The organism is Pseudomonas sp. R84 (assembly GCF_009834515.1).
Taxonomy (GTDB): Bacteria; Pseudomonadota; Gammaproteobacteria; order Pseudomonadales; family Pseudomonadaceae; genus Aquipseudomonas.
On the sequence record NZ_CP019426.1, the window covers coordinates 1,373,433 to 1,386,164 of the forward strand.

The 12,732-nt window shown below is 59.0% G+C and carries 10 protein-coding genes; all 10 read left to right on the top strand.

Annotation, left to right across the window (positions count from 1 at the left end):
• Positions 1 to 25 precede the first annotated feature (25 nt).
• The 10 genes from PspR84_RS06095 to PspR84_RS06140 all read left to right on the top strand — a co-directional run bounded on the left by PspR84_RS06095 (position 26) and on the right by PspR84_RS06140 (position 12,731).
• Entirely contained in the window at positions 26 to 529 is a 504-nt protein-coding gene (locus PspR84_RS06095; protein WP_007908849.1) for an OmpH family outer membrane protein, read from the top strand.
• A 3-nt stretch (positions 530 to 532) separates the two neighbouring features.
• The gene (lpxD, locus tag PspR84_RS06100) at positions 533 to 1,588 is read left to right on the top strand and encodes a UDP-3-O-(3-hydroxymyristoyl)glucosamine N-acyltransferase (RefSeq protein WP_160056221.1); all 1,056 of its coding nucleotides are present in this window, start codon (positions 533 to 535) and stop codon (positions 1,586 to 1,588) included.
• Positions 1,589 to 1,694: 106 nt separating this feature from the next.
• Positions 1,695 to 2,135, top strand: coding sequence for a 3-hydroxyacyl-ACP dehydratase FabZ (gene fabZ, locus PspR84_RS06105; RefSeq protein ID WP_003222142.1), 441 nt, complete (start codon positions 1,695 to 1,697; stop codon positions 2,133 to 2,135).
• Entirely contained in the window at positions 2,132 to 2,908 is a 777-nt protein-coding gene (lpxA, locus tag PspR84_RS06110) for an acyl-ACP--UDP-N-acetylglucosamine O-acyltransferase (RefSeq protein ID WP_064393182.1), read from the top strand. Before fabZ ends, lpxA begins: the two co-directional genes overlap by 4 nt.
• Before the next feature lie 2 nt (positions 2,909 to 2,910).
• Positions 2,911 to 4,041: a lipid-A-disaccharide synthase gene (gene lpxB, locus PspR84_RS06115; protein ID WP_160056223.1), complete on the top strand. Its 1,131-nt coding sequence runs from the start codon at positions 2,911 to 2,913 to the stop codon at positions 4,039 to 4,041.
• Positions 4,042 to 4,052: 11 nt separating this feature from the next.
• The gene (gene rnhB, locus PspR84_RS06120; RefSeq protein ID WP_007908845.1) at positions 4,053 to 4,679 is read left to right on the top strand and encodes a ribonuclease HII; all 627 of its coding nucleotides are present in this window, start codon (positions 4,053 to 4,055) and stop codon (positions 4,677 to 4,679) included.
• A 76-nt stretch (positions 4,680 to 4,755) separates the two neighbouring features.
• Positions 4,756 to 8,277, top strand: a complete 3,522-nt coding sequence (gene dnaE, locus PspR84_RS06125; protein WP_160056225.1) for a DNA polymerase III subunit alpha — start codon at positions 4,756 to 4,758, stop codon at positions 8,275 to 8,277.
• A 139-nt stretch (positions 8,278 to 8,416) separates the two neighbouring features.
• Positions 8,417 to 9,364, top strand: coding sequence for an acetyl-CoA carboxylase carboxyltransferase subunit alpha (locus PspR84_RS06130; protein WP_158960639.1), 948 nt, complete (start codon positions 8,417 to 8,419; stop codon positions 9,362 to 9,364).
• A gap of 132 nt (positions 9,365 to 9,496) precedes the next feature.
• The gene (gene tilS / locus PspR84_RS06135) at positions 9,497 to 10,825 is read left to right on the top strand and encodes a tRNA lysidine(34) synthetase TilS (RefSeq protein WP_160056227.1); all 1,329 of its coding nucleotides are present in this window, start codon (positions 9,497 to 9,499) and stop codon (positions 10,823 to 10,825) included.
• A 274-nt stretch (positions 10,826 to 11,099) separates the two neighbouring features.
• On the top strand, positions 11,100 to 12,731 hold the full coding sequence (locus PspR84_RS06140) for a CTP synthase (RefSeq protein WP_160056229.1): 1,632 nt from the start codon (positions 11,100 to 11,102) through the stop codon (positions 12,729 to 12,731).
• Position 12,732 lies beyond the last annotated feature (1 nt).

Sequence of the window (12,732 nt, forward strand, 5' to 3'; positions counted from 1 at the left end):
ACAATGGATTTTGTAGGAGTGCATCGTGCGTAAGTTGACTCAATTGGTTCTCCTGGCCTCCTTGATGGTGGCAGGCCCGGCATTTGCCGACATGAAAATTGCCGTTCTGAACTATCAGATGGCCTTGCTGGAATCCGACGCTGCGAAAAAGTACGCCGTGGATGCCGAGAAGAAGTTCGGTCCGCAACTGACCAAGCTGAAAACCCTGGAAAGCAGCGCCAAGGGTATTCAGGATCGTCTGATGGCCGGTGGCGACAAAATGCAGCAAGGTGAACGTGAGCGTCTGGAGCTGGAATTCAAGCAAAAGGCCCGTGACTTCCAGTTCCAGTCCAAGGAGCTGAACGAAGCCAAAGCTGTTGCCGACCGAGAAATGCTCAAGCAACTGAAGCCGAAACTGGATAGCGCAGTGGAAGAAGTCATCAAGAAAGGTGGTTTTGATCTGGTGTTCGAGCGTGGTGCAGTGATCGATGTCAAACCTCAGTACGACATCACGCGCCAGGTTATCGAGCGCATGAATCAGCTGAAGTAACCCATGACCGTGACTATCAAGCTCGGCCAGTTGGCCGAGTTCCTCGGCGCCACCCTGCGTGGCGACCCTGAGACGAAAATTACTGGGCTAGCCACTTTGCAAGAGGCTGGCCCAGCTCAGTTGAGCTTTCTGGCAAACCCTCAATATCGCAAATACCTCCCCGGCTCGCAGGCCGCTGCATTGCTGCTCAAAGAGGCCGATGCCGAAGGTTTTGCCGGTAATGCGTTGGTGGTGCCGGATCCTTACCTGGCTTACGCGCGAATCTCGCATCTGTTCGATCCCAAGCCAAAAGCCGCTGCGGGTATCCATCCGTCGGCGGTCATTGCGCCTGACGCAGTGGTTGATCCAACCGCCAGCATCGGCCCATTCGTGGTGATCGAGGCCGGTGCGCGGATCGCGGCAAACGTGGCATTGGGCGCGCATTGCTTCATCGGCGCGCGCAGTGAAATCGGCGAAGGCGGTTGGCTAGCGCCCCGCGTAACGCTGTATCACGACGTGCGGATCGGCAAGCGCGTGGTTATCCAGTCCGGTGCCGTGCTCGGCGGCGAAGGTTTCGGTTTCGCCAACGAAAAAGGCATCTGGCAGAAAATCGCCCAGATCGGTGGCGTGACCATCGGCGACGATGTCGAGATTGGCGTGAACACCGCCATCGACCGCGGTGCGTTGGCCGATACCGTGATCGGCAATGGCGTTAAGCTCGACAACCAGATCCAGATCGCCCACAACGTTCAGGTCGGTGATCACACCGCCATGGCCGCGTGTGTTGGCATTTCCGGTAGCACCAAAATCGGCAAGCATTGCATGCTGGCCGGTGGTGTCGGTCTGGTCGGCCACATTGATATTTGCGACAACGTTTTCCTGACCGGGATGACCATGGTGACCCACTCGATTACCGAGCCGGGTGCCTATTCTTCCGGTACAGCCATGCAACCGGCGGCCGAATGGCGCAAAAGCGCGGCCCGCATTCGTCAGCTCGATGACATCGCGCGACGTTTGAAACAGCTGGAAAAGCGCGTAGGGGAAGTGACCCCTGACGGCAATGCTTCATCAGATGGCTGATACCATTTCCATATCAAGTGTGCACAGCCTCTAGACTGCCTCCTTGATTTGCTAGAGGAGTGCGCGTCAGTCGCGCTCCCAATCTTTACATAGGCTTCCCCCCGAAATGATGGACATCAACGAGATTCGCGAATACCTGCCTCACCGTTACCCGTTCCTGCTGGTGGATCGGGTGGTGGAACTGGACACTGAAGGCAAGCGCATTCGCGCCTACAAGAATGTCAGCATCAATGAACCGTTCTTCAATGGTCACTTCCCTGCGCATCCAATCATGCCGGGCGTGCTGATCATCGAAGCGATGGCTCAGGCTGCCGGGATCCTCGGTTTCAAAATGCTTGATGTGAAGCCTGCCGACGGCACGCTTTACTACTTCGTCGGCTCCGACAAGCTGCGCTTCCGTCAGCCGGTGTTGCCGGGCGATCAGTTGATCCTTGAAGCCAAGTTCATCAGCTGCAAGCGTCAGATCTGGAAGTTCGAATGCCAGGCTTCGGTCGACGGCAAGCCAGTCTGCTCCGCTGAAATCATCTGCGCGGAACGCAAGCTATGAGTTTGATTGACCCTCGCGCAATCATCGATCCGTCGGCCGTTCTGGCTGATGGCGTCGAGGTCGGCCCGTGGTCGATCATCGGCGCAGGTGTGGAAATCGGCGAGGGTACCGTGATCGGGCCGCATGTCATCCTCAAAGGCCCGACCCGCATCGGCAAGCACAATCGCATCTACCAGTTTTCCTCGGTAGGCGAAGACACGCCCGATCTGAAGTACAAAGGCGAAGAAACCCGTCTGGTGATCGGTGACCACAATGTCATCCGTGAAGGCGTGACGATCCACCGTGGCACCGTTCAGGACCGTTCGGAAACCACGCTGGGCGATCACAACCTGATCATGGCTTACGCTCACATCGGGCATGACAGTGTCATCGGTAACCACTGCATTCTGGTCAACAACACGGCGTTGGCCGGCCATGTGCATGTGGATGACTGGGCGATCCTCTCCGGGTTCACCCTTGTTCACCAGTATTGCCACATTGGCGCCCACAGCTTTTCCGGCATGGGCACCGCCATCGGCAAGGACGTTCCGGCGTTCGTCACCGTGTTCGGCAACCCTGCCGAAGCGCGCAGCATGAACTTCGAAGGCATGCGCCGTCGCGGTTTCAGCGAGGACGCGATCCACACCCTGCGTCGCGCTTACAAAACCGTCTATCGCCAAGGCCTCACGGTCGAGCAGGCACTGGCCGAACTGGTCGAACCTGCTGCGCAGTTCCCGGAAGTCGCGATATTCCGTGACTCCATTCAGTCGTCGACTCGCGGCATCACTCGCTGATCATGGCCAATCTGCGTATTGCGCTGGTGGCAGGTGAAGCTTCCGGTGACATTCTCGGCGCCGGTCTCATGCGCGCGCTCAAGGTGCAGCATCCAGCCGTCGAGTTCATCGGCGTCGGCGGCCCGTTGATGCAGGCCGAAGGCCTGACGTCCTACTTTCCCATGGAGCGCTTGTCGGTCATGGGGCTGGTGGAAGTCCTCGGTCGGTTGCGCGAGCTGCTTAAGCGCCGCAAGGACCTGATCGCCACGCTGATCGCCGAGAAGCCGGATGTGTTCATCGGTATCGATGCGCCGGATTTCAACCTCAATATCGAACTCAAGCTGCGTCAGGCCGGGATCAAGACCGTGCATTACGTCAGCCCTTCGGTATGGGCATGGCGGCAGAAACGGGTGCTGAAGATTCGCGAAGGCTGCGATCTGATGTTGACGCTGCTGCCGTTCGAAGCAAAATTCTACGAAGAGAAAGGCGTGCCGGTGCGGTTCGTTGGCCACACACTGGCCGACACCATTCCGCTGGAGGCCGATCGTGCTGCGGCGCGTGCCGAGCTGGGCTTGCCTGACGGCCCGCTGGTGGCGTTGATGCCCGGCAGCCGTGGCGGCGAAGTGTCTCGACTGGGTGTGCTGTTCCTTGATACTGCCGAACGTCTGCGTGCGATGCGCCCGGGTTTGCGCTTTGTCATTCCGTGCGCCAATGCCGAACGCCGCGCGCAGCTTGAAGAGCTGCTCGCAGGCCGGGATCTGCCGGTGACCCTGCTCGATGGCAAATCGCATCTGGCTCTGGCTGCGTGCAACGCCGTGTTGATCGCCTCCGGCACCGCCACCCTTGAAGCACTGTTGTACAAGCGGCCGATGGTCGTGGCGTACCGTTTGGCACCGCTGACGTTCTGGATTCTGAAGCGGATGGTCAAGAGCCCGTACGTGTCCTTGCCGAATCTGCTGGCCCAGCGACTGCTGGTTCCAGAATTATTGCAGGATGATGCAACAGTCGAGGCGCTGGCACAGACCCTGTCGCCATTGATCGAAGGCGGCGAAGAACAGACGCGCGGCTTTGATGAGATTCACCGCACGCTGCGGCTGGATGCCTCCAATCAGGCGGCGGACGCCGTCCTTAACCTGATCGGTCAGACACGATGAGCAAGACAAGCATGCAGATGGGCCTGGATTTCACTCTGGTCGCCGAAGTCGAAGAACTGGTCGCCGGTGTCGATGAAGTCGGTCGTGGTCCGTTGTGCGGTGCCGTGGTCACGGCGGCGGTGATCCTCGATCCGAATCGGCCGATCCTGGGCCTCAACGACTCGAAAAAACTCACTGAAGCCAAGCGTGAAAAGCTCTACGACGAGATCATCGAGAAATCCCTGAGCTGGTGCATCGCTCGCGCCGAAGTCGAAGAAATCGACGAGCTCAACATTCTCCACGCGACCATGCTGGCCATGCAGCGTGCAGTGGCCGGCCTGCACATTCAGCCGAAGCTGGCGATGATCGACGGCAACCGCTGCCCGCAATTGCCGATGCGTGCCGAAGCGGTCGTGCAGGGCGACGGCAAGGTTCCAGCCATCGCTGCCGCATCGATTCTGGCCAAAGTCAGCCGCGATCGCGAAATGGCCGCCTTCGAATTGATCTACCCGGGTTACGGCATCGGTGGCCATAAAGGCTACCCGACGCCCGTTCATCTGGAAGCGTTGGTGCGTCTTGGCCCGACGCCGATTCACCGGCGCTCGTTCGCCCCGGTGCGTCAGGCTTATGAAGCGCTCGAAGGCCTGACACAGGTTTAGTCGCAAGGCTGATGTTTTGTTCGAGGCCCGGTACAATCCGGGCCTTGTTGTCTCTATGTAACTGGACAGGATCACTATGCCGGCTTCATTCGTTCATCTACGCCTGCACACTGAATACTCCCTGGTCGATGGGCTGGTGCGGATCAAGCCACTGGTCAAGGCGCTGACGGCCATGAACATGCCGGCGGTCGCGGTCACCGACCAGAACAACATGTGTTCTCTGGTCAAATTCTATAAAAACACCATGGGCGCAGGCATCAAGCCGATCTGCGGCGCCGACCTGTGGCTGTCGAACAAGGATCCGGACGCACCGCTGAGCCGGCTCAGCCTGTTGGTGATGAACGCCAAGGGCTATCGCAACCTCACCGAGCTGATCTCGCGCGGATTCATCGAAGGCCAGCGCAACGGCATGATCATTGTCGAGCGTGAATGGGTTGCTGAAGCCAACGAAGGCTTGATCATGCTGTCCGCCGCCAAAGAAGGCGAGATCGGCATGGCCATGATTGGCGGCAACCCGGCAGAAGCCGAAGTGCTGGCGCGGGAATGGATGGCGGTGTTCCCGGATCGCTTCTATCTGGAAATCCAGCGCACCAATCGTCCTAACGATGAAGAACAACTGCACGGTGCCGTCGCACTTGCCGACAAACTTGGCGCGCCTCTGGTGGCGACCAACGATGTACGTTTCATCAAGCAGGAAGACTTCGCCGCCCACGAAACCCGCGTATGCATCGGTGAGGGCCGCGCCCTCGACGATCCGCGGCGTTCGAAGAATTACAGCGATCAGCAATACCTGAAAAGCGCCGAGGAAATGATCGAGCTGTTCAGCGATATTCCTGACGCGATTGAAAACACCGTCGAGATCGCCAAGCGCTGCAATATCGAAGTCAAACTGGGCACGCACTTTTTGCCCAACTTCCCGATTCCTGATGGTATGACCATCGACGAATACTTCCGTAAAGTCTCCTTCGACGGTCTCGAAGAACGCTTGTCGGTGCTGCTACCCAAAGACACCACCGAAGACTACGAAGCCAAGCGTCAGGTCTACGTCGACCGCTTGAATTTCGAGCTGGATATCATCATCCAGATGGGCTTCCCCGGCTACTTCCTGATCGTTATGGACTTTATCCAGTGGGCCAAGAACAACGGCGTACCGGTAGGTCCGGGCCGTGGGTCGGGTGCCGGGTCGCTGGTGGCCTACGTGCAGAAGATCACCGACCTCGACCCGCTGGAATACGACCTGCTGTTCGAACGTTTCCTTAACCCGGAACGGGTATCGATGCCCGACTTCGACGTCGACTTCTGCATGGACGGTCGTGACCGCGTGATCGATTACGTGGCCGAGAAGTACGGCCGCAACGCGGTAAGCCAGATCATCACCTTCGGTTCCATGGCCGCAAAAGCGGTGGTGCGTGACGTGGCGCGGGTGCAGGGCAAGTCCTATGGCCTGGCGGATCGTCTGTCGAAGATGATTCCGTTCGAAGTCGGTATGACCCTGGAAAAAGCCTACGAGCAGGAAGAAATCCTCCGTGACTTCATCAAGGTCGATGAAGAGGCTGCGGAAATCTGGGAGATGGCGCGCAAGCTCGAGGGCGTCGTGCGTAACGTCGGTAAACACGCTGGTGGTGTGGTGATCGCGCCGACCAAGCTGACCGACTTCTCGCCGATCTATTGCGATGAGGCCGGCGACGGTCTGGTAACCCAGTTCGACAAGGACGACGTTGAAGCGGCCGGTCTGGTGAAGTTCGACTTCCTCGGTCTGCGTACGCTGACGGTGATCGACTGGGCGCTGAAGACCATCAACCGCGACCGCGCCAAGGTCAACGAACCGCCGCTGGATATTGCGTTTATCCCGCTGGACGACAAACCGACGTACTCGTTGTTGCAGAAAGCTGAAACCACCGCGGTGTTCCAGCTTGAATCGCGCGGCATGAAAGAGCTGATCAAAAAGCTCAAGCCCGACTGCCTCGAAGACTTGATCGCACTGGTGGCCCTGTTCCGTCCGGGCCCGCTGCAGTCCGGCATGGTGGATGACTTCATCAACCGTAAGCACGGTCGCGCCGAACTGGCGTACCCGCACTCGGACTACCAGTACGAAGGCCTCAAGCCTGTTCTGGCGCCGACTTACGGCATCATCCTGTATCAGGAACAGGTGATGCAGATTGCTCAGGTCATGGCCGGTTACACCCTCGGCGGTGCAGACATGCTGCGTCGGGCGATGGGTAAGAAAAAACCCGAAGAAATGGCCAAGCAACGCGGCGGTTTCATTGAGGGTTGCAAGACCAACAATATCGACGCCGACCTCGCCGGTAACATTTTCGACCTGGTGGAAAAATTCGCCGGTTACGGCTTCAACAAGTCTCACTCCGCTGCTTACGGTCTGGTGTCGTACCAGACCGCTTGGCTGAAAACCCATTACCCGGCGCCGTTCATGGCCGCGGTACTGTCGGCGGACATGCACAATACCGACAAGGTCGTGACCTTGATCGAAGAAATTCGCACCATGAAGCTGCGCCTCGACGCGCCGGATGTGAATACTTCGGAATTCAAGTTCACGGTGAATGATGAGGGCCGGATCATCTATGGCCTGGGCGCGATCAAAGGCGTAGGCGAGGGGCCGGTTGAGGCGATCACTGAGGCGCGTCTGGCGGGGCCGTTCAAGGATCTGTTCGATTTCTGCGCCCGGGTCGACCTCAAGCGCATCAACAAACGCACGCTCGACGGCTTGATCCGCAGCGGCGCTCTGGATCGCCTTGGCCCGTACTTCCACGATGAGCAAAAAGCCTACCAAGCCAACATCGACCGCAACCGCGCGGTGCTGCTGACAGCCATGGAAGAGGCGATCAAGGCCGCCGAACAAACTGCACGCACTCAGGACAGCGGGCACTCGGACCTGTTCGGTGGACTGTTCGTCGAAGAAGACGCTGACGTTTACGCCAACCATCGCAAGGCCAAGGAGTTGACGCTCAAGGAGCGGCTCAAAGGGGAGAAAGACACCCTGGGCCTGTACCTGACCGGTCACCCGATTGATGAATACGAAGGTGAAATCCGTCGTTTCGCCCGCCAGCGCATCATTGATCTGAAACCGGCGCGTGATACCCAGACCGTAGCGGGCATGATCATTGCGCTGCGGGTCATGAAGAACAAGAAGGGCGACAAGATGGGGTTCATCACCCTGGATGACCGCTCTGGACGCATCGAGGCCTCGCTGTTTTCCGAGTCGTTCCATGCGGCGCAGTCGTTGTTGCAGACTGACGCGATGGTGGTCGTCGAAGGCGAGGTCAGCAATGACGACTTCTCCGGCGGCCTGAAGCTGCGGGTCAAGCGCGTGATGAGCATGGAAGACGCCCGGACCAACCTCGCCGAAAGCCTGCGCCTGAAGCTGCAAACCCAGGACCTGAAAGGCGATCAGCTACGCTGGTTGGGTGATTTGCTCAAGCGTCATCGCGGCGCGTGCCCGGTGACCATGGAGTACACCAGCCCGGATGCGAAGACCTTGCTGCAGTTTGGCGAGACCTGGCGGATCGACCCGGCAGATGCGTTGATTCAAGCACTGCGTGACCAGTTCGGGCGAGACAACGTCTTCCTCCAATACCGTTGACCGGCGAGTGCCATCATTGCGCTCGCCCGCCACCTGAATTTTTAATCTCGACCTCAGCGCGCCTCTCCCTTAAGGTAGGGCGCGAATAGACAACCGGCCGACCCAAGCTCATTTGGGACACGACCCAAGACGGACGCCTATGAACCCGAATTTTCTAGATTTCGAACAGCCGATCGCCGACCTGCAAGCCAAGATCGAAGAGTTGCGCTTGGTCGGTAATGACAATTCGCTGAATATCGGCGATGAGATCTCCCGCCTGCAGGACAAGAGCAAGACGCTGACCGAAGACATCTTCGGCAAGCTGACCAGCTGGCAGATCGCACGCCTGGCGCGTCACCCGAAACGCCCGTACACCCTGGACTACATCCAGCACATCTTCACCGAGTTCGACGAACTGCACGGCGACCGTCACTTCTCTGACGACGCAGCAATCGTTGGCGGCATCGCCCGTCTGGAGGATCAGCCGGTGATGATCATCGGTCACCAGAAAGGCCGCGAAGTGCGCGAGAAGGTGCGCCGCAACTTCGGCATGCCACGTCCGGAAGGCTACCGCAAGGCATGCCGTCTGATGGAAATGGCCGAGCGTTTCAAAATGCCGATCCTGACCTTCATCGACACCCCGGGTGCCTACCCGGGTATTGACGCTGAAGAGCGTAACCAGAGCGAAGCGATTGCCTGGAACCTGCGCGTGATGTCGCGCCTGAAGACCCCGATCATCGCCACCGTTATCGGTGAAGGTGGTTCCGGTGGTGCACTGGCTATCGGTGTCTGCGATCAATTGAACATGCTGCAATACTCGACCTACGCGGTGATCTCGCCAGAAGGTTGCGCTTCGATTCTGTGGAAAACCGCCGAAAAGGCGCCTGATGCTGCTGAGGCGATGGGCATCACCGCTGAGCGCCTGAAAGGCCTGGGCATTGTCGACAAGGTGATTGGCGAGCCTCTGGGCGGCGCGCACCGTGATCCGGCTGCCGCCGCTGCATCGATCCGTGCCGAGCTGAGCTCGCAACTGGCGATGCTGAAGAAGTTCGATAACGAAGCGCTGTTGAAGCGCCGTTATGATCGACTGATGAGCTACGGTCTCTAAGTCGAGCGCAATACCCCTGTAGGAGTGAGCCTGCTCGCGATGAGGGTGTAACATTCAACCAATGTGTTGGCTGTCACACCGCTATCGCGAGCAGGCTCACTCCTACATTTGTTTTGGGGCAAAGAGTTAAATATGGGTCAGTCCATGATTGATTTGCCTTCCCGGCTGTTGCTTAACCTTGAGCCTTGGCGCAATGCCGCTCATTGGCGCATCGCGTTTTCCGGTGGTCTTGATTCCACCGTCCTGCTGCATCTGCTTGCCTCTCTGGCAAAATCTGAATCCCTCCCTGCGCTAAGCGCCATCCATATCCATCACGGCCTTCAGGCTGCGGCTGATGCGTGGCCACAACACTGCCAGTCTGTCTGCGATGCGTTGGGGGTGCCGTTGCTGATTGAGCGGGTGAGGGTGCAACCGGGCGCGAGTCTGGAGCGGGCGGCGCGGAATGCGCGATACGCCGTGTTCTGTGCGCTGACGCAAGCCAATGACGTGTTGCTCACTGGCCAGCATCGTGATGATCAAGCGGAAACGCTGTTGTTTCGATTCATGCGTGGTGCGGGTGTGCGCGGATTGGCGGGGATGCCCAAGCAGCGACCAGTCGGGCAGGGCACACTGATTCGTCCGTTACTGGATGTCTCTCGTTCCGAGCTGGAAGCGTATGCGCAGGCTCATCACTTGAACTGGATCGAAGACCCATCGAATCAGGATCGGCAGTTCTCGCGCAATTACCTGCGGCATCAGGTCATGCCGTTGCTGAGCGAGCGCTGGCCGCAAGCGCAGACAAGCATGGCTCGCAGTGCCGCGCATCTGCGTGAGGCACAGGGTCTGCTCGATGAGTTGGCGCAGATCGATCTGGCAACCGCCGCCACCGCGCATGGTTTCGAATGGCTGGGGCTGCCGTCGCTGGAACTGGCGCCGCTGGCTGTGCTGTCTGCCGCCCGCCAACGCAACGCCCTCAGTCACTGGCTGGAACCAATGACTCGCTTACCCGACACCGACCATTGGTCGGGTTGGACAAATCTGTGTGATGCCGCTGCTGATGCGGTACCGGTCTGGCGTCTGGCCGACGGCGAGTTACACCGCAGCGCCGGACGCCTCTGGTGGCTCAGCGGCTACTGGCTGCGCACGCCGATGATCGGCGGCGACTGGCAGACGCCGGCGTCAGCGCTACGCTTGGCCGATAATGGTCGTGTCGCGTTCAGCGGGCAGAGCCCTGTCGGGCCGTTGCGCATTGCCTATCGTCAGGGTGGCGAAGTCATGCATCTGGCGGATCGCGGTCACCGTGATCTCAAGCGCCTGCTCAATGAGCGCGCGGTGCCGGGCTTCGTGCGTGGCAGATTGCCGCTGCTGTTTCGTGACGATGAATTGCTCGCGGTGGCGAACCTGCCGGGACTTGATGGCCCTGCGCAGGACGGCTGGAAATTGCATTGGCTGCCAACAGACGAAGATCAAGGTTTGAGCTGAAAGGAGCATTCCGGTAGACTACGCTCCCTTCTTGATACAACTTCTGTGGATTCGCCTGAATTGCAGGAGTTGCCGATTACCAAGCAGTCTTTGCTGGGCGATTCCAAAAAATGTGTAGCGAGCAACGTACCGGTGTTTCACCTGCCGGTCTGTCCCAACGCGGCGGTTTTTTTGAAAGGTGCACTGTGATTAATGCAGGTGATCGGGGGCTTCGGCCTTCCTTCGCTTTCCCCGGCGGCTCGTACCGCTTTAACGCAGACTTCTAGGGTTTTTCATGACGCGCTACATATTCGTCACGGGCGGTGTTGTTTCTTCATTGGGGAAAGGCATTGCATCGGCTTCATTGGCGGCCATCCTGGAGGCGCGGGGACTTAAGGTCACCATGCTGAAGCTGGACCCGTACATCAACGTCGACCCGGGCACGATGAGCCCGTTCCAGCACGGTGAAGTGTTCGTCACCCACGACGGCGCCGAAACCGACCTGGACCTGGGCCACTACGAGCGGTTCATCCGCACGACCATGACCCAGAACAACAACTTCACCACTGGCCGTGTCTACGAGCACGTGCTGCGCAAAGAGCGCCGTGGTGACTACCTGGGTGCAACCATCCAGGTGATTCCGCACATCACCGACGAAATCAAGCGCCGCATCATCAAGGGTGCCGGTGACGCTGACGTGGCGATGGTTGAAATCGGTGGCACCGTCGGTGACATCGAGTCGCAACCGTTCCTCGAAGCCATTCGTCAACTGCGTTTCGAAGTCGGCGCCAAGCGCGCGATGCTGATGCACCTGACTCTGGTGCCGTACATCGCCACCGCTGGCGAAACCAAGACCAAACCAACCCAGCACTCGGTAAAAGAGCTGCGTTCGATCGGTCTGCAGCCAGACGTGCTGGTATGCCGTTCCGATCACCCGATCGACATCTCGTCGCGTCGCAAGATCGCTCAGTTCACCAACGTTGAAGAACGTGCGGTGATCGCGCTGGAAGACGCCGACACCATCTACAAGATCCCGGGCATCCTGCACTCGCAAGGTCTGGACGATTTCGTCGTTGAGCGTTTCGGTCTGCAATGCGGCAGCGCTGATCTGTCCGAGTGGGAAGCGGTGGTTGACGCCAAGCTGAACCCGGAGCACGAAGTGACCATCGCCATGGTCGGCAAGTACATGGAGCTGCTGGACGCCTACAAGTCGCTGATCGAAGCGATGAGTCACGCCGGCATCAGCAACCGCACCAAGGTCAATCTGCGTTACATCGATTCCGAAGACATCGAAAACCAGGGCACTGCGCTGCTCGAAGGTGTTGATGCGATCCTCGTGCCGGGCGGCTTCGGTCTGCGCGGAGTGGAAGGCAAGATCACTGCGGTTCAGTACGCTCGCGAACACAAGGTTCCGTACCTGGGTATCTGCCTCGGCATGCAAGTGGCGGTCATTGAGTTCGCCCGTAACGTGATGGGCTGGAAAGACGCCAACTCCACCGAGTTCGATCGCGCCAGTGGCCATCCGGTTGTCGGTCTGATCACCGAGTGGGAAGACGCGACCGGTGCCGTTGAAGTGCGTACCGAATCGTCCGACCTGGGCGGCACCATGCGTCTCGGCGCTCAGGACTGCCTGCTCGAAGCCGGCTCCAAGGTGCACGACTGCTACGGCAAGGACGTGATTGTCGAGCGTCACCGTCACCGTTACGAAGTGAACAACAACCTGCTGCCACAACTGATCGAAGCCGGCCTGAAAATCTCCGGTCGCTCCGCTGATGCTGCGCTGGTTGAAGTGGTGGAAGCGGCCGATCACCCATGGTTCGTCGCTTGCCAGTTCCACCCTGAGTTCACCTCGACACCACGCGATGGCCATCCGCTGTTCAGTGGTTTTGTCAAAGCTGCGTTGGCTCAACACCAGAAGAAGGCGTAAC

Coding starts and splice junctions, on each gene's coding strand:
- PspR84_RS06140 (WP_160056229.1), top strand. CDS start 11,100: ATGACGCGCTACATATTCGTCACGGGCGGTGTTGTTTCTTCATTGGGG.
- fabZ (WP_003222142.1), top strand. CDS start 1,695: ATGATGGACATCAACGAGATTCGCGAATACCTGCCTCACCGTTACCCG.
- PspR84_RS06130 (WP_158960639.1), top strand. CDS start 8,417: ATGAACCCGAATTTTCTAGATTTCGAACAGCCGATCGCCGACCTGCAA.
- dnaE (WP_160056225.1), top strand. CDS start 4,756: ATGCCGGCTTCATTCGTTCATCTACGCCTGCACACTGAATACTCCCTG.
- tilS (WP_160056227.1), top strand. CDS start 9,497: ATGGGTCAGTCCATGATTGATTTGCCTTCCCGGCTGTTGCTTAACCTT.
- rnhB (WP_007908845.1), top strand. CDS start 4,053: ATGCAGATGGGCCTGGATTTCACTCTGGTCGCCGAAGTCGAAGAACTG.
- lpxD (WP_160056221.1), top strand. CDS start 533: ATGACCGTGACTATCAAGCTCGGCCAGTTGGCCGAGTTCCTCGGCGCC.
- lpxB (WP_160056223.1), top strand. CDS start 2,911: ATGGCCAATCTGCGTATTGCGCTGGTGGCAGGTGAAGCTTCCGGTGAC.
- lpxA (WP_064393182.1), top strand. CDS start 2,132: ATGAGTTTGATTGACCCTCGCGCAATCATCGATCCGTCGGCCGTTCTG.